This window comes from Streptomyces sp. JW3 (assembly GCF_052216785.1).
Taxonomy (GTDB): domain Bacteria; phylum Actinomycetota; class Actinomycetes; order Streptomycetales; family Streptomycetaceae; genus Streptomyces.
Map to the genome: position 1 here is coordinate 1 of NZ_JBQOUX010000120.1, position 25,301 is coordinate 25,301.

At 73.8% G+C, this 25,301-nt stretch carries 21 protein-coding genes, 1 rRNA gene and 1 pseudogene; 5 read left to right on the forward strand and 18 right to left on the reverse strand.

Annotated elements, in window-relative coordinates; genetic code table 11:
• From ACTT8P_RS32565 to ACTT8P_RS32575, 3 genes are all read right to left on the reverse strand, one after another.
• The coding region (locus ACTT8P_RS32565; protein WP_442835386.1) for a tetratricopeptide repeat protein at positions 1 to 1,745 on the reverse strand (1,745 nt) is incomplete at its 3' end.
• A 190-nt stretch (positions 1,746 to 1,935) separates the two neighbouring features.
• Positions 1,936 to 2,571 carry an NUDIX domain-containing protein gene (locus ACTT8P_RS32570; protein ID WP_442835387.1) on the reverse strand — a complete coding sequence of 212 codons (636 nt, stop codon included), beginning with the start codon at positions 2,569 to 2,571 and terminating at the stop codon, positions 1,936 to 1,938.
• A 90-nt stretch (positions 2,572 to 2,661) separates the two neighbouring features.
• On the reverse strand, positions 2,662 to 4,329 hold the full coding sequence (locus ACTT8P_RS32575; protein ID WP_442835402.1) for a CTP synthase: 1,668 nt from the start codon (positions 4,327 to 4,329) through the stop codon (positions 2,662 to 2,664).
• A gap of 537 nt (positions 4,330 to 4,866) precedes the next feature.
• On the opposite strand from ACTT8P_RS32575, the gene ACTT8P_RS32580 reads away from it, so the two are divergent.
• Positions 4,867 to 6,669 (forward strand): glycoside hydrolase family 15 protein, encoded by a 1,803-nt coding sequence (locus ACTT8P_RS32580; protein WP_442835403.1) that lies wholly within the window; start codon positions 4,867 to 4,869, stop codon positions 6,667 to 6,669.
• Positions 6,670 to 6,764: 95 nt separating this feature from the next.
• Here the strand turns inward: ACTT8P_RS32580 and ACTT8P_RS32585 are convergent, their stop codons facing one another.
• Both ACTT8P_RS32585 and ACTT8P_RS32590 read right to left on the reverse strand, forming a co-directional pair.
• The gene (locus tag ACTT8P_RS32585) at positions 6,765 to 7,697 is read right to left on the reverse strand and encodes an NADP-dependent oxidoreductase (protein ID WP_442835388.1); all 933 of its coding nucleotides are present in this window, start codon (positions 7,695 to 7,697) and stop codon (positions 6,765 to 6,767) included.
• 46 nt (positions 7,698 to 7,743) lie between these two features.
• Positions 7,744 to 8,664 carry an NADP-dependent oxidoreductase gene (locus ACTT8P_RS32590; protein WP_442835389.1) on the reverse strand — a complete coding sequence of 307 codons (921 nt, stop codon included), beginning with the start codon at positions 8,662 to 8,664 and terminating at the stop codon, positions 7,744 to 7,746.
• 123 nt (positions 8,665 to 8,787) lie between these two features.
• On the opposite strand from ACTT8P_RS32590, the gene ACTT8P_RS32595 reads away from it, so the two are divergent.
• Complete coding sequence (locus ACTT8P_RS32595; protein ID WP_442835390.1) at positions 8,788 to 9,393, forward strand: TetR family transcriptional regulator; 606 nt, start codon at positions 8,788 to 8,790, stop codon at positions 9,391 to 9,393.
• Positions 9,394 to 9,502: 109 nt separating this feature from the next.
• Entirely contained in the window at positions 9,503 to 11,149 is a 1,647-nt protein-coding gene (locus ACTT8P_RS32600; protein WP_442835391.1) for a PucR family transcriptional regulator, read from the forward strand.
• 12 nt (positions 11,150 to 11,161) lie between these two features.
• On the opposite strand, the gene ACTT8P_RS32605 is transcribed toward ACTT8P_RS32600, so the two are convergent.
• The 6 genes from ACTT8P_RS32605 to ACTT8P_RS32630 form a co-directional block, all read right to left on the reverse strand.
• Positions 11,162 to 12,304 (reverse strand): glycosyltransferase family 4 protein, encoded by a 1,143-nt coding sequence (locus ACTT8P_RS32605; protein WP_442835392.1) that lies wholly within the window; start codon positions 12,302 to 12,304, stop codon positions 11,162 to 11,164.
• 196 nt (positions 12,305 to 12,500) lie between these two features.
• Complete coding sequence (locus tag ACTT8P_RS32610) at positions 12,501 to 13,259, reverse strand: hypothetical protein (RefSeq protein ID WP_442835393.1); 759 nt, start codon at positions 13,257 to 13,259, stop codon at positions 12,501 to 12,503.
• 35 nt (positions 13,260 to 13,294) lie between these two features.
• Positions 13,295 to 15,013: a DNA repair protein RecN gene (gene recN / locus ACTT8P_RS32615; RefSeq protein ID WP_442835404.1), complete on the reverse strand. Its 1,719-nt coding sequence runs from the start codon at positions 15,011 to 15,013 to the stop codon at positions 13,295 to 13,297.
• 190 nt (positions 15,014 to 15,203) lie between these two features.
• Complete coding sequence (locus ACTT8P_RS32620) at positions 15,204 to 16,109, reverse strand: NAD kinase (RefSeq protein WP_442835394.1); 906 nt, start codon at positions 16,107 to 16,109, stop codon at positions 15,204 to 15,206.
• A complete protein-coding gene (locus ACTT8P_RS32625) occupies positions 16,106 to 16,921 on the reverse strand; it encodes a TlyA family RNA methyltransferase (RefSeq protein WP_442835395.1) in 816 nt (271 codons plus the stop codon). The genes ACTT8P_RS32620 and ACTT8P_RS32625 overlap by 4 nt, the downstream gene beginning before the upstream one ends.
• Before the next feature lie 7 nt (positions 16,922 to 16,928).
• Positions 16,929 to 17,192, reverse strand: coding sequence for a hypothetical protein (locus tag ACTT8P_RS32630; protein WP_442835396.1), 264 nt, complete (start codon positions 17,190 to 17,192; stop codon positions 16,929 to 16,931).
• Positions 17,193 to 17,235: 43 nt separating this feature from the next.
• Between ACTT8P_RS32630 and ACTT8P_RS32635 the strand changes: the two genes are divergently transcribed.
• Complete coding sequence (locus ACTT8P_RS32635; protein WP_442835397.1) at positions 17,236 to 17,583, forward strand: sterol-binding protein; 348 nt, start codon at positions 17,236 to 17,238, stop codon at positions 17,581 to 17,583.
• Here ACTT8P_RS32635 and ACTT8P_RS32640 read toward each other — a convergent pair.
• The 4 genes from ACTT8P_RS32640 to ACTT8P_RS32655 all read right to left on the reverse strand — a co-directional run bounded on the left by ACTT8P_RS32640 (position 17,567) and on the right by ACTT8P_RS32655 (position 21,658).
• Positions 17,567 to 18,433 (reverse strand): ABC transporter ATP-binding protein, encoded by an 867-nt coding sequence (locus tag ACTT8P_RS32640; RefSeq protein WP_442835398.1) that lies wholly within the window; start codon positions 18,431 to 18,433, stop codon positions 17,567 to 17,569. The genes ACTT8P_RS32635 and ACTT8P_RS32640 overlap by 17 nt on opposite strands.
• Positions 18,430 to 19,476: a FecCD family ABC transporter permease gene (locus tag ACTT8P_RS32645; protein ID WP_442835405.1), complete on the reverse strand. Its 1,047-nt coding sequence runs from the start codon at positions 19,474 to 19,476 to the stop codon at positions 18,430 to 18,432. The genes ACTT8P_RS32640 and ACTT8P_RS32645 overlap by 4 nt, the downstream gene beginning before the upstream one ends.
• A 35-nt stretch (positions 19,477 to 19,511) precedes the next feature.
• Positions 19,512 to 20,555 (reverse strand): FecCD family ABC transporter permease, encoded by a 1,044-nt coding sequence (locus tag ACTT8P_RS32650; RefSeq protein WP_442835399.1) that lies wholly within the window; start codon positions 20,553 to 20,555, stop codon positions 19,512 to 19,514.
• Positions 20,556 to 20,626: 71 nt separating this feature from the next.
• On the reverse strand, positions 20,627 to 21,658 hold the full coding sequence (locus tag ACTT8P_RS32655; protein WP_442835400.1) for an HAD hydrolase-like protein: 1,032 nt from the start codon (positions 21,656 to 21,658) through the stop codon (positions 20,627 to 20,629).
• Positions 21,659 to 21,750: 92 nt separating this feature from the next.
• Between ACTT8P_RS32655 and ACTT8P_RS32660 the strand changes: the two genes are divergently transcribed.
• Positions 21,751 to 23,043 carry a DUF1015 family protein gene (locus tag ACTT8P_RS32660; RefSeq protein WP_442835401.1) on the forward strand — a complete coding sequence of 431 codons (1,293 nt, stop codon included), beginning with the start codon at positions 21,751 to 21,753 and terminating at the stop codon, positions 23,041 to 23,043.
• A gap of 54 nt (positions 23,044 to 23,097) precedes the next feature.
• On the opposite strand, the gene ACTT8P_RS32665 is transcribed toward ACTT8P_RS32660, so the two are convergent.
• The 3 genes and pseudogenes from ACTT8P_RS32665 to rrf all read right to left on the reverse strand — a co-directional run bounded on the left by ACTT8P_RS32665 (position 23,098) and on the right by rrf (position 25,144).
• Entirely contained in the window at positions 23,098 to 23,832 is a 735-nt protein-coding gene (locus tag ACTT8P_RS32665) for a hypothetical protein (RefSeq protein WP_442835406.1), read from the reverse strand.
• A gap of 219 nt (positions 23,833 to 24,051) precedes the next feature.
• A pseudogene (locus tag ACTT8P_RS32670) lies at positions 24,052 to 24,933 on the reverse strand (tetratricopeptide repeat protein); the annotation flags it as partial.
• 94 nt (positions 24,934 to 25,027) lie between these two features.
• Positions 25,028 to 25,144, reverse strand: a 5S ribosomal RNA gene (gene rrf / locus ACTT8P_RS32675).
• Between the last annotated feature and the right edge of the window lie 157 nt (positions 25,145 to 25,301).

Genomic DNA, 25,301 nt, shown 5'->3' on the forward strand with positions numbered 1-25,301 from the left:
CGCCCCCCCCCCCCCCCCCCCCCCCCCGCCCGCCAGTTGCGCAGCGCCTCGCCGTAGCGGCCGGCATAGGTGTGCGCGGCGCCGATCCGGCCGTAGAGCCGGGCCGCGTCCGCGCGCTCGTCCCGGGCCAGGCGCTGGGCCAGCGCCCGGCCGAACCAGTCGGCGGCCCGGTCGTAGTCGCCCAGCTCCAGGTGCGCGCCGCCTACGGATTCCATCGCGCGGCCGGTCGCGTACGGGTCGTTCGCCTCACGGCCGGCGTCCAGCGCGGCCCGGTAGCGCACCAGCGCCTCGGCGGTGCGGCCGGTGCGGGCGTCCAGGTCGGCGAGGTTCAGCAGGGCGGCGGCCCGCTCGCGGGGCAGTTCGCGGCGGACCGCCACGTCCAGCACCAGCCGGTGGATGCCGTACAGGTCGGGCGCCGCCGCCTGGGTGCCGAGGTGCGCGACCATCGCCCGGACCAGCTGGGACATCAGCCGCCGGGCCAGCGTGTCGAGATCGCCGTCGGCGACCGCGAGCCGGGCCGCGGCCAGCAGGGCGGGCCGGCGGACCGTCAGCCACTCGGCGGCGTCCCGGGGGGTGGCGAAGCGCAGGGCGCGCGGCATGCCGAGGAGTTTCTCGCGGGCCCCCGGGCTGTCGGTCTCGGTGATCGCCCGGCAGGACTGGAGCAGCCGGACGGTCCGCTCCAGCATCCGGGCCCGGGCCAGCTGGAGTTCGGCCGGCCGGTCCTGGGCCCGGGCGTGGGCGGCCAGCAGCGGGTGCAGACAGCCGGGGACCTGGTACTCGGGCAGCGGGGCGGCCGGCGGGTGCAGCAGGCCGAGGGCGACGAAGTCGTCCAGCGTGGTGCGGGCGCTGCTCACCGAGCAGCCGGCCAGCGCGGAGGCGGTGTGCGGGTCGACCAGTCCGGCGGGGGCCAGCGAGAGCAGCCGCAGCATCCGGGCGGCGGCGCTGGGCAGGGAGGCGTGCACGAGCCGGAAGACCCGGGCGACGGGGTCGCTGTCCTCGGACTCGGCGTGCAGTTGCTTGGCGAGGTCGGCGACGGCCGCCTTGGGGCGGGCGGCGAGCCAGCCGCCCGCCAGGGCCAGGGCGGCGGGCCGGCCCTGGCACTCCTCGACCAGGGACTCGGCGGCCCGGGGGTCGACGGTGATGCGGACCGAGCCGATGCGCCGTTGCAGCAGTTCCACGGCGGACTTGGCGTCCAGGCCGCCGAGCGTGCAGGGGCGGACGTCGGCGATGCCGGTCAGCGGGCCCTCGGCGACGGCGACGACCAGGCAGCCGGGGCTGTCCGGCAGCAGCGCGTCGACCTGTTCGGCGTCGGCGGCGTCGTCCAGCAGGAGCAGGGTGCGGCAGCCGGCCAGGGCGGTGCGCAGTTCGTGCGCGAGGTCGTCCTCGGCGGCGCCGGCCCGGGCCGGGCGGCCCAGCGCGGTGAGCAGGTCCCGGGCGAGGGAGTCGACGGGCACCCGGGTGCCGTCGGGTTCGCGCAGCCGGGCCCGCAGCAGGCCGTCCGGGTAGTCGCCGGCGACCTGGGCGACGAGTTCCTCCGCCAGTGCCGTCCGGCCGGCGCCCGGCCGGCCCGCGACCAGCAGGACCCGGGCGCGCGGGGCCTTGCGGCCGGAGAGGGTGTCGAGGCCGGCCCGCGCGATGTCGGCGCGCAGCGCCTTGAGCTCTCTGGTGCGGCCCAGGAACCGTGGTTCCTCGGCAGCGTCGTCCGACAGCCGCACGCCGTCCGTGTCCACCGCCTGATCCGTCACGGGCCACACTCCCGATCCCACCGCGCACCGGCGCCCGCCGGAACTCCCGGTTCGGGCGTTTTCCGAGCCTAGTTCAGGCTCCGGCGGGTTCCGGCGGGAGCTTGGCCGCAAGATCACGCAAGATCGCCCGATCGGATCAGCAGATCGTCACATCAGCAGAAAACTGCCTTCAAGAACGAGGTTCCGTCCCTCAGATTTCGAACGGACGTGCGGGCCAGGGTGCCTGAGCGGGCCGCAGCGCGTCCAGCCCGTCCAGCCCGTCCGCGTTCCGCGCGGCGACCAGCGAGAGCACCCCCACCACGAGGCAGTTGTTGTGCAGGTCACCGGCGAGGACCCCGCGCACCAGGTCGGCCACGGAGACCCGGCCCAGCTCCATGTCCGCCTCCTCGTCCTCGACCTGGAAGCGCTCGCCCTCGGCCTCCGACAGCTCCCGGGCGAGGAAGATCCGCACCGCCTCGTCGCAGCCGCCGGCCGTGGTGTAGACGTCGGTCAGCACCCGCCAGTCCTCGGCCTTGACGTGCGCCTCCTCGTACAGCTCGCGCTGCGCGGCGTGCAGCGGGTTCTCGCCGGGGACGTCGAGCAGTCCGGCCGGGATCTCCCAGAGCTTGTGCCGCACGGGGTGGCGGTACTGGCGCAGGACCAGGACGCGGTCCTCGTCGTCCAGGGCGAGTACGGCGACGGATCCGGGGTGCACCTGGTAGTCGCGCTTGACCACGGTGCCGTCCGGCATGACCACCTCGTCCGTGCGGACGGAGGTCTTGTTGCCCCGGAAGGGAATCTCCGTCGACCGGATCTCCCACTCCTCGGGGGTGTCCTTGATGGTCATGCCCTGTCCTTCCAGACGCGCGGTCGTACGACGAAGCCGGGGCGCGACCCGTTTGAACGGGTCCGCCCCGGCCACCGTACAACTGTCGTGTTACTTCGCGGTCTTCCGCTCGACAGCCGCCTTCACCAGCCCCGCGAACAGCGGGTGGGGACGGGTCGGCCGCGAGCGCAGCTCCGGGTGGGCCTGGGTGGCGACCAGGTAGGGGTGGATCTCGCGCGGGTACTCGACGTACTCGACGAGCTTGCCGTCCGGGGAGGTGCCCGAGAAGACGATGCCGGCCTTCTTCTCCAGCTCCGCGCGGTAGGCGTTGTTCACCTCGTAGCGGTGGCGGTGCCGCTCCTCGACGTACTCCTTGCCGTCGTAGACCTCGCGCACGATCGAGCCCTCGGCCAGCTTCGCCGGGTACATGCCGAGCCGCATGGTGCCGCCCATGTCGCCCTCGCCGGCCACGATGTCGAGCTGCTCGGCCATGGTGGAGATGACCGGGTGGCCGGTGGCGGGGTCGAACTCGGTGGAGTTGGCGTCGGAGATGCCGGCCAGGTTGCGCGCGGCCTCGATCACGATGCACTGCAGGCCCAGGCAGAGGCCGAGCAGCGGGATCTTGTGCTCGCGGGCGTACTTGATCGCGCCGACCTTGCCGAGCACGCCGCGGTCGCCGAAGCCGCCCGGGATGCAGATGGCGTCCACGTCACCGAGCTGCGCCTGGGCGCCGGCCGGGGTCTTGCAGTCGTCCGAGGTGACCCACTTGATCTTGACCCGGGCCCGGTTGGCGAAGCCGCCCGCGCGCAGCGCCTCGGTGACCGACAGATAGGCGTCGGGCAGGTCGATGTACTTGCCGACCAGCGCCATGACGATCTCGTGCTCGGGCCGGTGGACGCGGCCGAGCAGGTCGTCCCAGGTGGTCCAGTCCACGTCGCGGAACGGCAGGTCCAGCTTGCGCACCACGTAGGCGTCCAGGCCCTCGGCGTGCACGACCTTGGGGATGTCGTAGATCGAACGGGCGTCCGGGCAGGCGACGACGGCGGCCTCGTCGACGTCGCACATCAGGGAGATCTTGCGCTTGATCGCGGTCGGCACCTCGCGGTCGCAGCGCAGCACGATGGCGTCCGGCTGGATACCGATGTTGCGCAGCGCGGCCACGCTGTGCTGGGTCGGCTTGGTCTTCAGCTCGCCGGACGGGCCGATGTACGGCAGCAGCGAGATGTGCACCACGAAGACGTTGTCCCGGCCGACCTCGTGCCGGACCTGGCGGACGGTCTCCAGGAACGGCAGCGACTCGATGTCGCCGACCGTGCCGCCGACCTCGGTGATGACGACGTCGACCTCGTCGGTCGCCATCCGCCGGATGCGGTGCTTGATCTCGTTGGTGATGTGCGGGATGACCTGCACGGTGTCGCCGAGGTACTCGCCGCGCCGCTCCTTGGCGATCACCGTGTTGTAGACCTGGCCGGTGGTGACGTTGGCGGAACCGTCCAGATCGCGGTCGAGGAACCGCTCGTAGTGGCCGATGTCCAGGTCGGTCTCGGCGCCGTCGTTGGTGACGAACACCTCACCGTGCTGGAACGGGTTCATCGTGCCAGGGTCGACATTGAGGTAGGGGTCGAGCTTCTGCATCACCACACGAAGACCCCGGGCCTTGAGCAGCATGCCGAGGCTGGAGGCGGTCAGCCCCTTGCCGAGAGAGGAGGCGACACCCCCAGTGACGAAGATGTGCTTGGTCGTCGAAGCGGTGCTGTTTCGAAAAGCAGCGGGCGGCATGGCCAAGAGGGGGCTCCCGTGGTCGCGGTCTGGGGTGCGATACGGCGGTCCGCCGGAGGTGTCCGGGGTGGTGCCGTCGCTGCGGTTCGGGGGTTTCGTGCCCACCGGTCCACGGGCTACCAGCGTAACAGCGCCGGAGAGCGATGGCTTCCGGCCACGCTCCGCGCACACCCGGACACGGACCAGCACCGCGCGCCGCGCCCGTCACCCGGCGCTCACTCGTTCGGCCGAGCCCGGTTGTCCGGAGCGGCACACAGATCATCTACGTGCGTCGTATCCTGCTCGGACCTTCACTGCCGAGCCCGGCCGGCGACACGGCACCACCCCTCGCCCGTACGCACCGGAACAACGAGAGCTCGTCAGTTCGTTGAACAACAATTGTCGTCCGGTGTCGCGGAGTTTGACATCCCAGAGTTTGGCTTCAGACCCGGGCGACTGCTTTGCTTCATTGATCAACGACGCATGACATCCACCCCTTGACCGCACCAAGCGACAACCCCCATGTGGGGTGACGTGGCCGTTCGACTGGAGTTGCACGTGGCCGGGCGCATCGAAGACTACGCACTCATCGGAGACATGCAGACCGCCGCACTGGTCTGCCGGGACGGCACAGTCGACTGGCTGTGCCTGCCCCGCTTCGACTCCCATGCCATCTTCGCCGGTCTGCTGGGCACGGAGGAACACGGCTTCTGGCGGCTCGGACCGGCGCACGCGGCCGAAGCCGAGCCCCCCACCGCCGCCCGGCGCACCTACCGCGGCGACTCGCTGATCCTCGAATCCGAGTGGGACACCCCGCGCGGCACGGTCCGGGTGACCGATTTCATGCCACCCCGCGACGGCGCCCCGCAGCTGATCCGGATCGTGGAGGGCGTCTGTGGCCGGGTCCCGATGCGCTCGGAGCTGCGGATGCGCTTCAGCTACGGCCGGGTGGTGCCCTGGGTGCACAAGCACGAGGGCCGCACGGTGGCCGTCGCGGGCCCCGACTCGGTGTGGTTCGACACCGAGGCCGAGACCTACGGCAAGGACCTGACCACCTACGCGGACTTCACCGTCGCCCCGGGTGACCGCATCGCCTTCACCATCTCCTGGGAGCCCTCGCACAAGCAGCCGCCCGCGCTGCCGGAGCCGGAGCAGTCGCTGACGGCGACGGAGGACTTCTGGCGCGAGTGGGTCGAGCACTGTACGTACCACGGCCCCTACCGCGAGGCCGTGATCCGCTCGCTGATCACGCTGAAGGCCCTCACCTACGCCCCCACCGGCGGCATCGTCGCCGCCCCCACCACCTCGCTGCCGGAGGAGATCGGCGGGGTGCGCAACTGGGACTACCGCTACACCTGGCTGCGCGACGCGGCGATCACCCTGTCCTCGCTGCTGCGCACCGGCTACCGCGAGGAGGCCCGCGCCTGGCGCGAGTGGCTGCTGCGCGCGGTGGCCGGCGACCCGGAGAACCTCCAGATCATGTACGGCATCGCGGGCGAGCGCGAGCTGGGCGAGGCCGAGCTGGACTGGCTGCCGGGCTACGAGCGCTCCGGCCCGGTCCGGGTCGGCAACGGCGCCGCCCACCAGCTCCAGCTGGACGTGTACGGCGAGGTCACCGAGGCCCTGCACCTGGCCCACATGACCGGCCTGGCCCGCAACGACTACGCCTCCGTCCTCCAGCTCAAGCTGATCCGCTACCTGGAGGACCACTGGAACGAGCCGGACGAGGGCATCTGGGAGGTGCGCGGCCCGCGCCGGCACTTCGTGCACTCCAAGGTGATGGCCTGGGTCGCCGTGGACCGCACCATCAAGCTCATCGAGTCCGGCGACGCGGACGGCCCGCTGGAGCGCTGGCAGGAACTGCGCGACGACATCCACCGGGACGTGTGCGAGAAGGGCTACGACAAGGAACGCAACACGTTCACGCAGTCCTACGGCTCCAAGGAACTGGACGCGTCCCTGCTGCTGATCCCGCAGATGGGCTTCCTGCCGCCCGACGACAAGCGGGTGATCGGCACCATCGAGGCGATCCAGCGGGAGCTGTCCACCTCGGACGGCTTCATCCTGCGCTACCCGACGGACGGCGAGGACGCCGGCGTGGACGGCCTCCCCGGCGACGAGGGCGCCTTCCTGGCCTGCTCGTTCTGGATGGCCGACGACCTGGCGATGATCGGCCGCGTGGACGAGGCACGGAAGCTGTTCGAGAAGCTGCTCTCGCTCCGCAACGACCTCGGTCTGCTGGCCGAGGAGTGGGACCCGCGCCTGAAGCGCCAGGTGGGCAACTTCCCGCAGGCGTTCAGCCACGTGCCCCTGATCGACACGGCTCTGCGGCTGACGGCTTCGGGGGCGTACGGGGGCTGACGGGGGCCCGCGGGGGCCAGGGGGCGCTTCGCGGGGCGGCCCGGGCCCTCGGGCCGCCCCGCGACCGGCCGCCGGAGACGGAGGGCGACGCCGGGTCACTCGGGTGTGATGATCAGCTTGCCCCGCTTGGCCAGGCCGTTCCGTTCGAGTTCGGTGAGCGCCGGGACGGCCGCCGAGAGCGGGACGGTGCGGGCGATCGGTGGCCGCAGCGTGCCCTGGCCGGCGGCTCTGGCGACCGCTTCGAGGTCCTCGGTGACCGGCTGGGCGATCAGGACGCGGAACGGCCCCGGCAGAACGCCGCGCACGAAGTTCGCCGGGGTGGGAAGGATGCTGACGATGCGGCCGCCGGGCTTGAGCAGCGTCCGCGCCGCCCTGACCGGGAGCGTACCGGCGGTGACGACCACGAGGTCGAACCGCTTGGCGAGCGAGGCGGGGTCGAAGCCGAAGCCGACGACCGGCTCGATGCCGAGGCCGCGCGCCTCGGGCCCGGCGCTGTCGCGGCAACTGCCCGCCACCGTCGCCCCGTTCGCGCGGGCGAGCTGCACGACGCAGCGGCCGACCCCGCCGAGGCAGCTGTGCACGAACACGGACTGGCCCGGCCGCAGCTTCCCCTTGGTGAACAGGGCCTGGAGCGCGGTGATCCCGACCGTCGGGACCGCGGCGGCGGCCTCGAACGAGAGGTTCCCGGGCTTCAGCACGACGCCCTTCTCCTGGGCGACGACCACGTCGGCGAACGCACCCGCCCACTTGATCGGCGTCCCGCCCAGCACTTCGGCGCCGACGCTCAGCCGGGTGACGCGGTCGCCGACCGCCTGGACGACGCCCGCGAAGTCGTAGCCCATCGCGCGCGGGAAGCGGCGGCCGGTCACCTGCTTCATGCGGCCGGCCCGGATACCGAAGTCCATCGGGTTGGCCGCGGCCGCGCGCACCCGGACCAGGACCTCGTCGGGGCCGAGCGGGCCCGGCTCGAACTCCTCGAGCCGCATGACCTCCGGCCCGCCGTACTGGTGGTACTGGATCCGCTTCACCGTCGTCGTCCCTTCCTCGTCGGCAGGTGTGGTCCGGCGGGCGCGGTCACAGCGTGACCACGATCTTGCCGTGCACATGGCGGCCGGCTTGAAGTGTCACGGCGGCGCGGATCTCCTCGACCGGGAAGACCGCGGCGACCGGGACGGTCAGCCGGCCGGCGAGGATCGCGTCGGTGATCTGCCGCAGGGCGTCCGGTGCCGCCTCGAAGGCGCCGGTGGCGCGTACGCCGCCGGGCGGGCGGGGGCCCGCGGCGACCGTGGCGATCCGCTCCGGCGCCACGCCGAGCGCCAGCGCGGCCTCGGCCGTCTCGGTGCCGAACAGGTCGGCCGCGGCGCTCACCCCGCCGGGTGCCAGCGCCTGGACCCGGTCCGCCAGCCCGGCGCCGTAGGACACCGGTTCGGCGCCCAGCTCCCGCAGGAAGCCGAACGTGCCCGGTGCGGCGGTGCCGATCACGGCGGCCCCGGCGAGCCCGGCCAGTTGCACCGCGAACACGCCCACGCCACCGGCGGCGCCGCCGATCAGGACGGTGTCACCGGGTCCGGGGCCGATCGCCGCCAGTGCGGCCACGGCGGTGAGACCGGCCACCGGAAGGGTGCTCGCCACCGCGTCGCCGATGCCCTCCGGCGTGTGCCACAGCGCGTCGGCGGGCGGCCTGGCCACCACGAAGTCGGCGACCGCCCGGCCCAGGGCACCGCCGTGCACGCGGTCGCCCACGGCGAAGCCGGTGACCCCGGCGCCCACCTCGTCGACCACACCGGCGAAGTCGGACCCGAAACCGGACGGCACGGTGATGCCGAACCGGGCCGCCGCCTCCGGAGCCGAGGCGATGCCCCAGTCCATCGGGTTCAGCCCGGCGGCCGTCACCCGCACCCGCACCTCCCCCGGCCCGGCGTGCGGTTCGGGCACCTCCCGCACCTCCAGCACTTCGGGGCCTCCGAACGTCTCGTGGATCACGGCTCGGCTCACTGCGGACTCCTCACGGACAGGTGACGGGACTTGGTTCCGTCATGCCATGACCGTAACACGAGTGACGGGACTTGGTTCCATCACTGGCGCGAGTGACGGAACCGAGCCCCGTACACTGCCGTCATGGCTCGCTGGGAACCCAACGCGGCCCAACGGCTCGCGAACGCCGCCCTGGATCTGTTCGCCGAGCGGGGTTACGAGAACACGACCGTGATCGACATCGCGCAGCGCGCGGGGCTGGGCAAGACCACGTTCTTCCGGCACTTCCAGGACAAGCGCGAGGTGCTCTTCGGCGGCGGCACGATGGACGAACTGCTGGTCGAGGCGATCGCCGCGGCGGCGCCGGCCGCCACCCCGCTCCAGGCGGTCGGGCACGCGCTGGACGCGGCCGGCGCGCAGGTCTTCACGCCCGCCCGCCGGGCGTTCATCGCCCGCCGGCAGGCGGTCATCGACGCCAACCCGGAACTGCGGGAGCGCGAGGCGCTGAAGAACCTGGCCCTCGTCGCGTCGATGACCGAGGCCCTCAAACGGCGCGGCACGCCCGAGCTGACCGCCCGGGTGGCCGCGGAGCTGGGCGCGCTCGCCTCCGGCGTGGCCTTCGAACGCTGGAGCCGGATGACCGCCGGTGACGAGGCGGGCGACGACGTCGGTGCGGCAGCCGGTGACGGCTTCGGCGCGATCGCGCGGCAGGCACTCGCCGACGTACAGGCGTCCATGGCCTCCTGCTGATGCTGACGGGACGGCCTCGGCCACGGCGCACCGCCGGCCCGCCGCACAAGCGGTGCCGGGCGCACCCGGACCTGCCCGGCCCCCCGGCTCCCGGGTACCGTCCGAGCCCATGAACAGCACGGAGGACACCGGGCCGGGCGCCCACGGCACCGGCATCACCGTACGGCGCGCCCTGGAGCTGCCCGGACTGCGCGCCGGGCTGCCCGAGGTGGTCACCGGCGCCGACCGGCTGGGCCGTACCGTGCGCTGGGCGCACGCGGGCGAGGTGCCGAACATCGCCTCGCTGCTCAAGGGCGGCGAGCTGCTGCTGACCACCGGCTACGGCTTCGGCGTCCGCTCACCCGACCAGCGGGCCTACGTCCGCACCCTCGCCGAGCGCGGCATCGCGGCCCTGGTCGTGGAGCTGGGCCCGCGGCTGACCCGGCTGCCCGCGGCCGTCGTCGACACCGCCCGCGCGGCCGGGCTGCCGCTGGTCCAGCTGCACCGCGAGGTGCCGTTCGTGGCGGTCACCGAGGAGATCCACACCGAGATCGTCAACGGCCACTACGCGCTGCTCCAGCGGGCCGAGGAAGTGCACCGCCGCTGCACCGGGGCGCTGCTCGGCGGCGGCGGAGTGCCCCAGGTGCTGGACGTCCTGGCCGGCTTCGCGGCCAACCCGGTGTTCCTGGAGACCCCCGGCGGACGGCTGCTGTACGCCGCCGGGGCGGGCCCCGAGGGCACCGATCCGCTCCAGGTGTGGGAGGGGCTGCGCGGCCCGCACAAGGACGCCCCGCCCCCGGCGGGCTCGGTCCTGGTGGACGTGCCCGGCGGCGGCCCGGGCTCCGGTTCGGTGCGGGCCCGCCTGGTCCTGCTGCCGGTACGGTCGCCGCTGGCGCCGGTGCACCGGATGGCGGCGGACCGGGCGGCGGGCGTGCTGGCGCTGGTGCTGATGCAGGCCCGCCAGGAGGAGGAGCTGGCGGCGCGCGGGCGCGGCGACTTCCTCACCGACCTCGCCGAGGGCCGGATCGCCGCCGCCGACGCCCCGGCGCAGGCCCGCGTCCTGGGTTTCAGGCCCGGCGACGGCCCGCTGCTGCCCGTGGTGATGCGGCTGGGCGACGCCCTGTCCGCCGCCGACGGCGGCTGGGCGGTGCTGGCCCGCGCGCTCGCCGAGGAGCTGGCGGCGCTCGGGGTGCCCGTACTGCTGGGCGTACGGCCGGTGGAGGGCCGGGTGCCGCTGCTGCTGGGACTGCGGGCGGCGGCGGACCGGCCGCCCCTGGCCGACCGGGTCTCGGCGGCGCTGCGCTCGGGCGCCGAACGGGCCGCCCCGCGCCGGCCCGGCGCCCGGCCACCGGTCGTGGTCGTCGGCGTACCCGGCGACTGGACCGCCGTACCGGCCGGACTGCGGCACGCGGCGGAGGCGGCGACCGCGGCCCAGGGGCTGCCGGAGCGCCCCTGGTACGACGCCCGCCGCCTCGACACCGACCTGCTGCTGTGGCGGCTGCGCGACCATCCGGACCTGGCCGCCTTCGTGGACCGCGCGATCGGCCCGCTGCGCGACCACGACGACCGGTCCCGGCCGGCGCTGCTGCCGACCCTGGAGGCGTATCTGGCGCACGCGGGCCGCAAGGCGGAGACCGCCCGCGACCTCCACCTCAACCGCCAGACGCTGTACAACCGGCTGGCCCGCATCGAGGAACTGCTGGGCACCGCCCTGGACGACCCGCAGACGGTACTGACCCTGAGCCTGGCCCTGCGGGCCCGGCGGCATGTCGCCTGACCGGGAAGGCGGTCAGAGCAACGGCCTCGGCTGCGTCAACTCGTCGTAGACGCTCAGCACTTGAGCGACGGTCTCGTCCTCGGTCGGCCAGCCGGCCAGCTGCCGCCGGCCGCCGGCCCGCAGCGACTCCCGCCGCCCGGGGTCGCCGAGCAGCCGGACGACGGCGGCGGCGAACGCCTCGGCGTCCCCGGCCGGCACCAGTTCGGCGGCGTCGCCGACGAGTTCGCGGAGGTCCTCGACATCCCCGGCGACCAGCGGCACGCGCGCGTGCAGGGCCTCCCGGGCCAGCAGGGACCGCGTCTCGTGGCGGCCCGGCAGCAGCGCCAGATCGGCCGCGGCGAGCAGGTCGGCGACGTCGTCCCGGCGGCCGACCAGCGTCACCGGCAGCTCCTCCGCCTCGATCCGCCGTTGCAGCGCGGCCCGCAGCGACCCCTCCCCGGCAACCACGACCAGCGGCACCGGGTCCAGGTCGCGCCACGCCCGCGCGGCGTCGAACAGCACCTCGTGCCCCCGCTGCCGCTCCAGCGCGCCGACCGCGATCAGCAACGGGCGGCCGGTCGCGCCGAGTTCGGCCCGGATCTTGGGCCGCGTCCGGTCGGCGTCCTCCGGGTCGACGGGCGGCCGGGGGCCGGGCAGCCCGACGGCGGCCAGCCGGGCGTCCCGGGCGCCGCTGCGCCGCGCGTGGTCCACCAGCCCGGAGGTGGCCCCCAGCACCACCGTGGCGGCCTTCGTCACCCGCCGCTCCAGGACCCGCAGCAGCTGCGCCCGCGGCCCCTCCGCGTGCACCCGGTCGTGCCAGGTGACGACGAGCGGCGTGCGGACCCGGCGGCCGCCGAGGGCGAGCGCGGCCCGGAAGGAGGCGTGCAGCCCGTGCGCGTGCACCAGATCGGCACCCGCGCAGGCGGCCCGCAGCCCGGCGACGGCGACCGGGTCGCTGCTGCGCGCCACGGCCACGTGGTCGGCGCCGGCCCCGGTGAAGTCGTAGCGGCGCTCGGCCTCGACGGGGGCGCACACCGTGACCTTCACGCCCCGTGCCACCAGCCCCGCGGTCAGGGAGCGCACATGCGCGCTGCTGCCGGCGTTGCCTCCGCCCAGCACCTGCACGGTGCGCAGCGGGGACTGGCCGTGCGGGACGTGGCTGCTCACGGGGGTCACGTGGCCGGGGCTCCTGGTTCTGCGGCGGGCGTTCACGGAGAAAGTACCGAAGGGTGGAGCGGAGGAGGAGCGGAGGAGCACGCCGCGCGGTCTCCCGCGCGTACTGCGTCAAGGATGCCAGGACGTACGGGTGTTCCGGGAACGGCGCCGGTCGGCGGGGGCGCTGACGCCGGGGCAACACGACGCGCGCAGTCACTCACACGAGTGACCGCGCCCAGGCGCTGACCTGCTCCCCGTACACCGCCGCCGCCACGACGGCCGCGGCGTGCGCCACCAGTCCCGCCCGCCCGTTGCCCGCCACCACCGCGACGCCGAGGGCCGCGCCCAGCGCGTGCGCCCCGGTGTCACCGAGCATCTCGCGCTCCCGGAGGTCGTCGGGGAGCACCGCCGCGGCCACCCCGGTCGCGGCGGCGGCCAGTTCCGCCGCCGGGCCCCGCCGCACCATTCCCGGCACCCCGAGCGCCAGCGCGGCCACGGCGGCCCGTCCCGGGCGTACGTCGACGAGGTTGACGACGTGCGCGGCGCCGGCGACGACGACCCCGGCGAGCACCTTGTCCAGCGGCCGTTCCTTCAGCACCGCCCCGGCGAGCAGCCCGGCCGCCGAGATCCCGAACAGCTTCACCGCCCCGCTGGTGACCTCGCCGTCGCGCAGCGCCGCCAGATGGGCCCGGAACCCGCGCCGCGCGTCCCCCGCCCCGGCCACGTCGTCGTACGCCCCGCAGGCCCCGGCGGCCAGCACCGCGCACCCGGCGACGGGCCGCACCCGGCCGGTCGCCAGCGCCGCCGCGAGAGCGGCCGCGGCCCCGGCGTACAGCCCGACCGCGCGCCCGGCGTGATTGGTCCGCGTCCAGTGCTCCCGTCCGCCCGGCGCGGTGGCGCGCAGCACGGTCGCACCGGCCCGGGCGAGCGCGGCGGCGAGGACGAGGGAACGGGTCCGCGGAGCACGATCGATCATGCGCTCAGCCTAGAACCCGTCGCTCTACCACCGCCCTACAGGTCGGCCCGGGCCGTCGCCAGCAGTTCCTCGGCGTGCGCCCGCGCGGTCTCCGAGTCCTCCTGCCCGGCGAGCATCCGGGACAGCTCCCGCACCCGGTCCTCGCCCTCCAGGGCCTTCACCCCCGACCGGGTCACCGACCCGTCGTTGGTCTTCTCCACCAGCAGCTGCCGGTCGGCGAAGGCCGCCACCTGCGGCAGGTGCGTGACCACCACGACCTGCGCGGACTTGGCGAGCTTGGCCAGCCGCCGCCCGATCTCCACCGCCGCCTTGCCGCCGACGCCCGCGTCGACCTCGTCGAAGAGGTACGTCGGGACCGGATCGGTGCCCGCGAAGACCACCTCCACGGCCAGCATCACCCGCGACAGCTCACCGCCGGAGGCGCCCTTGGCGATGGGCCGCGGCGGCGCTCCCGGATGCGGGGCGAGCAGCAGCTCGACCTCGTCGGCGCCGGACGGCCCGTAGGCCACCGTCCGCCCGCCGACCTCGACCCCCTCGGGGTCCTCGGTCTGCCGGATCTCGAACGACACCCGCGCGTGCGGCATGGCCAGCGACGCCAGCTCGGCGGTGACGGCGGCGGCGAACCGCTCCGCGGCCTCCGTCCGGGCGTCCGTCAACGCCTGGGCCAGCGCGCCCAGTTCGGCGCGCAGCGCGTCCCGCTCGGCGGTCAGCTCGCCGATCCGCTCGTCGTCGCCGTCCAGTTCGGTCAGCCGCGCGACGCTCTGCTCCGCCCAGGCCAGCACGGCGGCGACGTCCGCGCCGTACTTGCGGGTCAGCCCGTTGATCGCGGCCCGCCGCTCCTCGACCGCCGCCAGCCGGAGCGGGTCGGCGTCCAGGTCGTCGGCGTACCCGGCCAGCTCACCGGCCACGTCGCGGAGCAGGATGCCCACCTCGCCGATCCGGTCGGCGAGCGTGGCCAGCGCCGGGTCGTGCGACCGCACGGCGTCCAGCGCCCGCTGCGAGCCCGCCACGAGCGTCGCCGCGTCGATCCCCTCGGGGTCCTCCGGGTTGCCCGCGAGCGCGGCGTGCGCGGCCGTCGCGGCCGACGCCAGCGCCTCGGCGTTGCCCAGCCGCTCCGCCTCCTCCGCCAGCTCCACGTCCTCACCGGCGCGCGGCTCGACGGCGGCGATCTCGTCCAGCCCGAACCGCAGCAGATCGGCCTCCTGGGCGCGCTCCCGGGCCCGCGTGGTGATCTCCTCCAGCTCCTCGGCGACCGCCCGCAGCCGCCGGTACGCCTCCCCGTACTTGGCCAGCGGCGCGGCGACCGCGTCCCCGGCGTACCGGTCGAGCGCCTGCCGCTGCCGGGCCTGCTTCAGCAGCCCCTGCTGGTCGGTCTGCCCGTGCACGGCGACCAGCTCGTCGGCGAGTTCGGCGAGCACCCCGACCGGCACCGATCTGCCGCCCAGGTGGGCCCGCGACCGCCCCTCGGCGGACACCGTCCGGCTGATCAGCAGCGCTCCGTCGTCCAGCTCGGCCCCGGCCTCCTCGGCCCGGACCGCGACCTTGGCGTCGGGGGGCACGGTGACCCGCCCCTCGACCACCGCGTTCTTGGCCCCGATCCGCACCAGCGCCGGGTCCGCCCGCCCGCCGAGCAGCAGCCCCAGGCTGGTGACCACCATGGTCTTGCCCGCACCCGTCTCACCGGTGACGGCGGTGAACCCGGGCGACAACTCGACCACGGCATCGTCGATCACGCCGAGCGACCGTATCCGCATCTCCTCCAACACGGACACGACCTTACGAGGTCGAGACGGGGTAACGCACACGGCCTGTCCTTGTCACCCAGGCGAGTACAACGCCGACAGGAGCGCGGGACTGTGCTGATAGCGGCTGCGCCGCGGGGCGCGACCAGCCACAACCCGCCCGCACCCGCCACCGAACCGAAACCACCCCATCGAGTCCGCGTCAGTGCGGCGCCCCCCGCCACCCCGCCACCGGCAAGGCGAACTTGGCCACCAGCCGATCAGTGAAGGACGCGTGATGCAGCCGAGCCAGCCGCACCGGCACCGCCCCCCGCCGCACCTCCACCCGCGCCCCGGCCGGCAACTCCACCGTCCGCCGCCCGTCGCACCACAACACCCCCGGCGGGATGTGCGGCAGCACCTCCACCGCCAGCACCGAATCCGGCGAGGTCACCAACGGCTTCGCGAACAGCGCGTGCGCGCTGATCGGCACCATCAGCAACGCCTCCACCTCCGGCCACACCACCGGCCCCCCGGCGGAGAACGCGTACGCGGTCGACCCGGTCGGCGTCGCCAGCACCACCCCGTCGCACCCGAACCCGGTCACCGGCCGCCCGTCCACCTCCAGAATGACCTCCAGCAGCTTCTCCGCACCGGCCTTCTGCACGGCCGCCTCGTTCAGCGCCCAGTCGGTGTGCACGATGTCCCCGTTGCGGTGCACGACGACATCGACGGTCATCCGCTCCTCGACCTCGTAGGCCCGGCTGACCACCCGGTCGACGACCTTGTCCAGGTCGTCCCGCTCGGCCTCGGCGAGGAACCCGACCCGCCCCAGGTTGACGCCGAGCATCGGCACCCCGGAGGCCCGCGCGAACTCCGCGCCGCGCAGCAGTGTCCCGTCGCCGCCGAGCACGATCAGCAGCTCGCACCCGTCCAGGCACTGCGGGGTGGCCTCCTTGACCAGCTGCACCTCGCCGGGCAGCGGCAGATCGCACGCCTCGGCCTCCAGGACCCGCACCCCGAGCCCGGCGCGCAGCAGCCCCTTCACCACCAGTTCGGCGCTGCGCACGGCCGCGGGCCGCCCGGTGTGGGCCAGCAGGAAAACAGTACGAGCTCGGTTCTGTGTCAACGCGGCCCCTCCGCCACTGCACGATCGACGTCGGCCGGGTCCAGTCGGTCGGCCCCGGCCCGCAGCCACAGAAAGTACTCGACGTTCCCGGAGGGACCCGGCAGCGGACTCGCGGTGACACCTTTCACCCCGAGCCCCAGCTCCCACGCCCTCGCCGCCACGCCCCGCACCGCCTCCGCCCGCAGCTCGGGACTGCGGACCACGCCCCCGCTGCCGAGGCGTTCCCTGCCCACCTCGAACTGCGGCTTCACCATCATCACCAGGTCGGCACCGGGCGCCGCGCAGCGCACCAGGGCGGGCAGCACCAGCCCGAGCGGGATGAAGGACAGGTCCCCCACGACAAGATCCACCGGCACCCCGTCGATCACCTCCAGCGTCAGTTCCCGCACGTTGGTACGGTCCTTGACGGTGACCCGTTCATCGCTCTGGAGCGACCAGGCGAGCTGCCCGTAGCCGACATCGACGGCGACCACGTGCGCGGCCCCCGCGCGCAGCAGCACATCGGTGAACCCGCCGGTCGACGCCCCGGCGTCCAGGGCCCGCCGCCCCGGCACCGCCAGCCCCAGCGGTACGAAGGCGGCCAGCGCGCCGGCCAGCTTGTGCCCGCCCCGGGAGACGTAGTCGGGGTCGTTGTCGTCCTTCGCTACGACGATGGCCGCCGCGGTCTCCACCTGCGTGGCCGGTTTGGTCGCGACGGTCCTGCCGACGGAGACCCGCCCGGCGGCGATCAGCTGCCCGGCGTGCTCCCGCGAGCGCGCGAGCCCCCGCCGGACCAGCTCCGCGTCGAGACGGCGACGTGCGACTCCTGCCACGTTCGGTTCAGCTCCTACTGCGGTACGAGGACGGGGGCGCCGGAGGTCCCGGGCGGGCGTCGAGCGCGGTGAGCGCGTCGCGCAGCCCCCGGTGTACATCCTCGTACACCGCCAGGTGTCCGTCGGTGGCCAGGTGGTCCACGTCGGCCAGCCGCTCCAGCAGGGCGTCCGTGCCGGCGTCCCCGGTGGTGGCGCGGGGGATCTCCAGGGGGGCGGGCGTGGCCGGGGTGCGCTCCGCCGGTGCTTCCGGCTCCGGGACTGCGTCGCTCATGGTCCCGACGCTACCCCGAACCCCTGGGGTACGGTCGGTGGCGATGGCGACGATCGAGGAGTGCCGCGCGGCGCTCGAGAAGCTTGCGGAGAACATGCGGGGCGCCGAGGACGACGTGCGGGCCGCCAGCGAACTGGACCGTTCGGTGAGCTGCCACATCACGGACCTGGACGTCACCTTCGCCGGCCGCATGACGGACGGCGTGATCGACGTGCGCGACACCCTGACCGGCGTCCCGCGCGAGAAGGCCGACATCCGGCTGGCCATGACCGGCGACGACCTCGTCGCCCTGGTCGACGGCGAGCTGAACTTCGCCAAGGCGTGGGGCTCGGGCCGGGTGCGGCTGGAGGCGGGCCTGCGGGACCTGTTCCGTCTCAGGAAGCTTCTGTGAGGGCGACCCGGGCCCGCGCCCTGCGCGCGGCCGGCACCACCAGCGGCGTCCCCGTCTCCGGGTCGTCGATGACCTGACAGCGCATCCCGAACACCCGCTCGACCAGCTCGGCCGTGACGATGTCCTTCGGCGCGCCCTCCGCGATGACCTGACCCTCGCGCAGCGCGATGAGGTGGGTGGCGTACCGGGCGGCGTGGTTGAGGTCGTGCAGCACGGCGACGAGCGTGCGGCCCTGCTCCTCGTGCAGGTCGGCGCAGAGGTCGAGGACGTCGATCTGGTGCTGGATGTCCAGGTACGTCGTCGGCTCGTCGAGCAGCAGCAGCGGGGTCTGCTGGGCGAGCGCCATGGCGATCCAGACCCGCTGGCGCTGTCCGCCGGAGAGTTCGTCGACGTACCGGTCGGCCAGTTCGGCCACCCCGGTCTGCGCCATCGACTCCTGGACCACCCGCTCGTCCTCGGTGGACCACTGGCGCAGCAGGCCCTGGTGCGGGTAGCGGCCCCGGCCGACCAGGTCGCCGACGGTGATGCCGTCGGGCGCGATCGACGACTGCGGCAGCAGCCCGAGGGTGCGCGCCACCTGCTTGGCGGGCATCGACTGGATGACCTGGCCGTCGAGCAGGACCCGGCCGTCGCTGGGCTTGAGCATCCGCGACAGGGCCCGCAGCAGGGTCGACTTGCCGCACGCGTTGGGACCGACGATCACGGTGAACGAGTTGTCGGGTATCTCCACCGACAGCTGTTCGGCGATGACGCGCTGGTCGTAGGCGAGGGTGACGTTCTCGGCGGACAGGCGGTTCACGATGCTCCTTTGGTTGTTCAGCCCGCTGGTGACGCCGGGGCGGGTCCTCATATCCGGCCCGCCTTGCGCTCGGTGACCAGCAGCCACAGCAGGTAGACGCCGCCGACCACGCCGGTGACCACGCCCACCGGGAGCTGGTCGGCGCCGAAGGTCCGCTGCGCGACCCAGTCGGCGGTGACCAGCAGGGCGGCGCCCATGCACAGCGACGGCAGCAGGTTGGGGCCGGGCGCCCGGGTCAGCCGGCGGGCGAGCTGCGGCGCGGTGAGCGCGACGAAGCCGACCGGTCCGGCGGCGGCCGTGGCGGCGGCGGTGAGCAGCACGGCGGCCACCAGCAGCAGCATCCGTACCCGCTCCACCCGCACCCCGAGGGCGGACGAGACGTCGTCGCCCATCTCCATCATGCGCAGTCCGCGGCCGTTGGCCAGGGCCACCGGCACGAGGATCAGGCACAGGACCAGCAGCGGCCACACCTGGTCCCAGTCCCGGCCGTCGAGGCTGCCGGTCATCCAGACCACGGCCCGGGAGGCATCCACGATGTCGGCCCGGGTCATCAGATAGCCGTTGACCGCCGTGACGATCGCGGACACCCCGATCCCGACCAGCACCAGCCGGTATCCGTGCACACCCCGCTTCCAGGCGAGCAGATAGATACCGAACCCGGTCACCAGGCCGCCCACGAGCGCGCCGAACGTGACCTGCGCGGCGCTCCCGGAGAACAGCACGATCATGATCAGCGCACCGGCCGTCGCGCCCTGCCCGAGCCCGAGCACGTCCGGACTGCCCAGCGGATTGCGGGTGATGGCCTGGAACAGCGCGCCCCCGAGCCCGAGCGAGGCGCCGACCAGCAGTCCGACCAGCACCCGCGGCAGCCGCAGCTCCCGCACGATGAACTCCTGGCCCGCGGTGCCGCCGCCGAACAGCGTGCGCAGCACATCGGCCGCCGGGATCGGGAAGTCGCCGGTACCGATCAGCACGACGCTCGCGGCGAGCGCGGCGACCAGCAGCAGCACGACGACGGTCAGCGACCTGACGTCCAGCCGCAACGACAGGCCGCCGGGGGTACGCACAGCACGGACAGTACGGGCGGTACGCACGGCACGGACGGTACGGCGGGTCTTCGCGGTGGTCTTCACAGCTGGGCCGTCCTCCGCCGTCGTACGAGAAAGATGAAGACCGGGCCGCCGAGGACCGCCGTCACGATGCCCACCTGGAGCTCCGCGGGCCGGGCGACGATCCGGCCGAGCACGTCGGCGCCGAGCAGCAGCACCGGCGACAGGACCGTGGCGTACGGCAGGATCCAGCGCAGGTCGGGACCGGTGAAGGAGCGCACCACGTGCGGCACCATCAGGCCGACGAAGACGATCGGCCCGCACGCGGCGGTGGCCGCCCCGCACAGCACGGTCGCGGCCAGCATCGACAGCGCCCGGGTCCGGGTCAGGTTGGCGCCGAGGGAGCGGGCGGTGTCGTCGCCCATCTCCATCGCGTTCAGCGGCCGGGCGAGCGCCAGTGCCAACGCCGTGCCGACCACGAAGAACGGCAGTACCTGGGTGATGGTCCCGTTGTCCGCCGAGGACAGCGAGCCGACGGTCCAGAAGCGCATCGTGCCCAGCGCCGCCTCGTCGGTGATCATCACGGCCTGGAGGTACCCGTAGAGGGCGGCGCTGATGGCCGTGCCGGCCAGCGCCAGCCGGACCGGTGTCGCGCCCCGGCTGCCGCCCAGGAACCAGACCAGCGCGCCGACCGCCGCAGCCCCGAGGAACGCGAACCAGACGTACCCGTTCAGCGAGGTGACGCCGAAGAAGGTGATGGCGGTGACCACGGCGGCGGAGGCCCCCGCGTTGATGCCGAGCAGCCCGGGATCGGCCAACGGATTACGGGTGAGCGCCTGGAGGACCGCCCCGGACAGCCCCAGCGCGGCACCGGCCAGCAGCCCCAGCACGGTCCGCGACAGCCGCTCCCCGACCACCACGTCGCCGTACGAACCCGAGTCCTCGAACAGGCCGTGCCACACCTGCGCCAGGGACAGGTCCTTGGCGCCGATCACGAGGCTCGCCACGGCGACGCAGGCCAGCACCGCCACGGCGACGAGCAGCCCGGCGGCACGGATCACCCGGCGGTCCGGGGGCGCGGCGGCCTTCTCGGCGCGCGCTTCGGGGGGACTGTCGACCAACACCCGGTTAGGTTAGCCTAACTCCCCTTCGGTCACGATGCCCGGGACCCGAACCCGCCTCCTCCCCCGGTGCCTCACAGCCCCAGCCGCGCCAGCGCCTTCTCCGCGTCCAGCGCGCAGGAGCCGGCCCCGGCCGCCGTCCAGGCCGCCGCGCACAGCGCCCGCAGCCCGTCGAGGGCCGCCCCGTCGCCGTCCAGGTCCAGCCGCTCCGCGCCCGCCGTCGCCGTCCAGCCACCGCACCGGAAGCCGCCGCCGTCCGCGTCGGTGACCTCCGGCTGCCCGGTGAGCAGTCCGCGCAGATCGGCGTCCACATAGGTCGGCCGGTGCCGCGGCGGCGCGGCGACCAGCTGCCGGCCGTCCGTGACCCCGGTCAGGACGAGCAACGAGTCGACGTCACCGCCGACGGCGCCCTCGATGTCGGTGTCCAGCCGGTCCCCCACCACCAACGGCCGCTCGGCGCCCGTGCGCAGGATGGTCTCCCGGTGCATCGGCGGCAGCGGCTTGCCCGCGACCCGCGGCTCCGCGCCGGTGGCGATCCGGACGACCTCCACCGCCGCGCCGTTGCCCGGCGCGATCCCGCGCCCGCTGGGAATGGTCAGGTCGGTGTTGGACGCGTACCAGGGCACCCCGCGCGCGACGGCGTAACTCGCCTCGGCGAACCGCCCCCACGCCAAATCGGGCCCGCCGTACCCCTGCACCACCGCCGCCGGGTCGTCGTCGGCCGACTCCACCGGCTCCAGGCCGCGCTCCCGCAGCGCGACCCGCAGCCCCTCCCCGCCGATCACCAGCACCCGCGCCCCCGCCGGCACCTCCTCGGCGACCAGCCGCGCCACGGCCTGCGCGGAGGTGATGACGTCGGACCCCTCGGCCGCGACCCCCAGCTCCGTCAGATGCTCCGCCACCGCGTCCGGCGTCCGCAGCGCGTTGTTGGTGACGTACGCCAGCCGCATCCCGCCCGCGCGAGCCGTGGCCAGCGACTCGACCGCGTGAACGATCGCCGCACCGCCCGCGTACACCACCCCGTCCAGGTCGAGCAGCGCCGTGTCGTACGCCTCGCTCAGGGCCTGCCCCCTGCCCTCGGGCCTCGTCCTGACGCTCCGGCTCATCACACATCGCTCCTCGTCATCGCCGCGTCGTTCCTGGTTCTCCGTCTTTCCCCGATCATCCCCCATGGCACTGACACACGTACGATGCCGGGATGGATACCGCAGGTCACTCGGAAGCGACGGCGCGCCGGGGCCTGGAACTCACCCCGTTCCGAGGTCTCCGCTACGACCCCGACCGGGTCGGCAGCCTGGCCGCCGTGACATCCCCTCCCTACGACGTCGTGGTCCGCCCCGACGGCCTGCTCCACCTCGAATCGTCGGACCCGCACAACATCGTCCGCCTGATCCTCCCGCAGGCCGCCACCCCCGCCGCCCGCGACCGGCAAGCGGCCCGCACCCTGCGCCGCTGGCGCGCCGAGGGCATCCTCACCACCGACCCCGAACCCGGTCTCTACGTCTACGAACAGCGCGCCGACGACGGCCTCCTGCAACGCGGCGTCATCGGCGCCCTGCGGCTGCCCGAGGCCGGCGACCGCTCGGTCCTGCCGCACGAGGACGTCATGCCGCACGTGGTCGCCGAGCGCGCGTCCCTGATGCGCGCCACCTCGGCCAACTTCGAGCCCCTCCTCCTCACCTACCGCGGCGACCGCGCACCGACCCCCACCAGCACCGCCGTCGAACGCGCCGCCGACCGCCCCCCGCTGCTGGCCACCACCACGGAGGACGGCTACCGGCACCGCCTGTGGTCGATCACCGACCCCCGGGAGATCGCGGAGATCCAGTCGGACCTCGCCCGCCACCAGGCCCTCATCGCCGACGGCCACCACCGCTGGGCCACCTACCGCGAACTGCGCGCCGAGCACCCCTCCCCCAGCCCCTGGGACCACGGCCTGGTCCTGCTCGTCGACACCGCCCGCTACCCGCTGCGCGTCCGCGCCATCCACCGCCTGCTGCACGACCTGCCGGTCGCGGACGCCCTGGCGGCGCTGAAGGGCACCTTCCGGGTCCGCCGCGTCGACGCCCCACGGGCCGAGGCCCTGACCGCCCTGGCTAAGGCGGCGGCCACCGGCAACGCCTTCCTCCTCGCCGGCGACGGCACCTACCACCTGGTCGACCACCCGGACCCGGAACTCCTGGCCCGCACAGTCCCCGCCGACCGCCCGGCCGCCTGGCGCACCCTGGACGCGACCGTCCTGCACACCACTCTCCTCGCCCACCTCTGGCACGTCCCCGAGGACTCCGCCGCGCACATCTCCTACATCCACGACACGGCCGCCACCGTCGAGAAGGCGGAACGCGACGGCGGTACGGCGGTCCTGATGCACCCGGTCCGCGAGGAGGTCGTCCGCGACCTGGCCCGCCAGGGCGTCACGATGCCCCGCAAGTCGACCTCGTTCGGCCCGAAACCGGCGTCCGGCCTGGTCCTGCGCACCCTGGAGCCCTGACACGACTGAGGGGCGGGACCGCCAACGGTCCCGCCCCTCATCTGTCACTCCGGGTCAGCCCCGGTCCTCCCGCTGCTCCTCGTCCGCGTCCTCGTTCTCGTTCTCGTTCTCGTCGAGGGCGTCCACGAAGTCGACTCCGTCCAGCTCGGCCAGCCGGTCGGAGGCGTCCGTACTGCCGTCCCGGTCGGACTCCACGGCCTTGGCGAACCACTCCCGCGCCTCACCCTCCCGACCGGCGGCCAGCAGCGCGTCGGCGTACGCGTACCGCAGCCGAGGCGTCCACGGCTGTACGGAGCTGGAGGCCAGCTCGGGGCTCTGCAAGGTCACGATCGCCGCGTCCAGTTGCCCCATGTCCCGCCGGGCACCGGCCGCGACCAGCCGCATCTCGACCTGCCCGGCCTTGTCCAGCTTGTGCACCTCGGGAGCACCGGCCATGTCCAGCGCCTTCTCCGGCCGCCCGAGCCCGCGCTCGCAGTCGGCCATGACCGGCCACAGGTCCACACTGCCGGTCATCCGCCGCGCGGCCCGGAACTCGGCGAGCGCCTCCGAGTACTTCTGGTTCGCGTACGCCGCGAATCCGGCGGCCTCCCGTACGGCGGCCACCCGCGACGCCAGCCGCAGCGCCACCCTGGCGTACCCGTACGCCCCCTCGGGGTCCTCGTCGATGAGCCGGGCCACCATCACCAGGTTCCTGGCGACGTCGTCCGCGAGCGTCTTCGGCAGGCTCTGCAACTCCTGCCGTACGTCCTTGTCGATCTCGTCGCCCGTGACGTCCTCGGGGATCGGCAGCCGCTTGATCGGCTCCCGGTCCCGGTCGTCCCGGAACCGGCCGCCCCCACCGCGCCGGTCATCACGGCTGTCCCGGCTGTCCCGGCCACCCCGGAAGCCACCGCCGGGCCTGCCACCGCGGTCGTCGCGCCGAGGTCCGCCCCGTCCCCCGCGGTCGTCCCGGCCCCCGTCGCGACGGAAACCACCCCGGTCCCCGCGGTCGTCACCCCGCCGCTCGTCCCGCCCCCGGAACCCGCGGTCCCGGTCATCCCGCCGACCGAACCCACCACGGTCACCATCCCGCCTGTCGTCCCGGCGGTCGTCCCGCCGGAAGTCCGGCCGCTCACCACGGCGATCATCCCGCCGGCTGTCTCGCCGGTCGTCCCGGCGATCATCCCGCCTGTCGTCACGACGGTCGTCGCGCCGGAAGTCCGGCCGCTCGGTACGACGGTCGTCGCGTCGGTCATCACGGCGATCATCCCGCCTGTCGTCACGACGGTCGTCGCGCCGGAAGTCCGGCCGCTCGGTACGACGGTCGTCGCGTCGGTCATCACGGCGATCATCCCGCCGGAAGTCCGGCCGGTCACCGCGCCGATCATCCCGCCGGTCGTCCCGCCGGTCGTCGCGGCGGAAGTCCGAACGGTCATCACGGCGGAAGCCACCGCGCTGGCCACGATCGTCTCCACGCCGCTCGTCGCGCCGACCGTAATTCCCCCCGCCCCCGCCACGGTTGTCATCGCGCCGGAAACCACCACGGTCGTCGTCCCGCCGGAAGGCCGGACGCTCTCCCCGGTCATCCCGTCGAGGCCCCCGGTCGCGGTCGTCCCGACGCGCGTAACCACCGCCACCACTTCCACCGCTCGGACGACTGTCGTCGCGCCGGCCGTAATTGCCACCGCCACGGTTGTCGTCACGCCGGAACGCGGGACGCTCGCCACGATCATCACGCCGAGGCCCGCGATCCCGGTCATCACGGCGCCGGTCGTCACGGCGGTCGTCCCGCCGGTCGTCACGACGGAAACCACCACGGTCCCCTTCACGACGCACAGGACCACCACGGCCACCGCTGTCCCGTCGCCGCTGGTCGCGCTCCGGTCGGTCGTCGGGAGAGTTGGTGGACATCGGTGACTCCTGTCTTCGGTACTGCAAGCATTGTAAAAACAAAAGGACCCCTGGTCCCAGCTGAACGCTGGGACCAGGGGTCCTTCCAAAGATTGTTCGGCGGCGTCCTACTCTCCCACAGGGTCCCCCCTGCAGTACCATCGGCGCTGTAAGGCTTAGCTTCCGGGTTCGAAATGTAACCGGGCGTTTCCCCTACGCTATGACCACCGAAACCCTAATGGTTTCGAGCGAACAAGCACACTCTTCATTTGTTGTTCTGCTCGAACCGGCAACGGTCGTTGCCTCAGAACTAACACAGTGGACGCGAGCAACTGAGGACAAGCCCTCGGCCTATTAGTACCAGTCAACTCCACACCTTACGGTGCTTC

Coding starts and splice junctions, on each gene's coding strand:
- ACTT8P_RS32570 (WP_442835387.1), bottom strand. CDS start 2,571: ATGACCATCAAGGACACCCCCGAGGAGTGGGAGATCCGGTCGACGGAG.
- ACTT8P_RS32575 (WP_442835402.1), bottom strand. CDS start 4,329: ATGCCGCCCGCTGCTTTTCGAAACAGCACCGCTTCGACGACCAAGCAC.
- ACTT8P_RS32595 (WP_442835390.1), top strand. CDS start 8,788: ATGGCTCGCTGGGAACCCAACGCGGCCCAACGGCTCGCGAACGCCGCC.
- ACTT8P_RS32600 (WP_442835391.1), top strand. CDS start 9,503: ATGAACAGCACGGAGGACACCGGGCCGGGCGCCCACGGCACCGGCATC.
- ACTT8P_RS32610 (WP_442835393.1), bottom strand. CDS start 13,259: ATGATCGATCGTGCTCCGCGGACCCGTTCCCTCGTCCTCGCCGCCGCG.
- recN (WP_442835404.1), bottom strand. CDS start 15,013: ATGCGGATACGGTCGCTCGGCGTGATCGACGATGCCGTGGTCGAGTTG.
- ACTT8P_RS32630 (WP_442835396.1), bottom strand. CDS start 17,192: ATGAGCGACGCAGTCCCGGAGCCGGAAGCACCGGCGGAGCGCACCCCG.
- ACTT8P_RS32635 (WP_442835397.1), top strand. CDS start 17,236: ATGGCGACGATCGAGGAGTGCCGCGCGGCGCTCGAGAAGCTTGCGGAG.
- ACTT8P_RS32640 (WP_442835398.1), bottom strand. CDS start 18,433: ATGAGGACCCGCCCCGGCGTCACCAGCGGGCTGAACAACCAAAGGAGC.
- ACTT8P_RS32655 (WP_442835400.1), bottom strand. CDS start 21,658: ATGAGCCGGAGCGTCAGGACGAGGCCCGAGGGCAGGGGGCAGGCCCTG.
- ACTT8P_RS32660 (WP_442835401.1), top strand. CDS start 21,751: ATGGATACCGCAGGTCACTCGGAAGCGACGGCGCGCCGGGGCCTGGAA.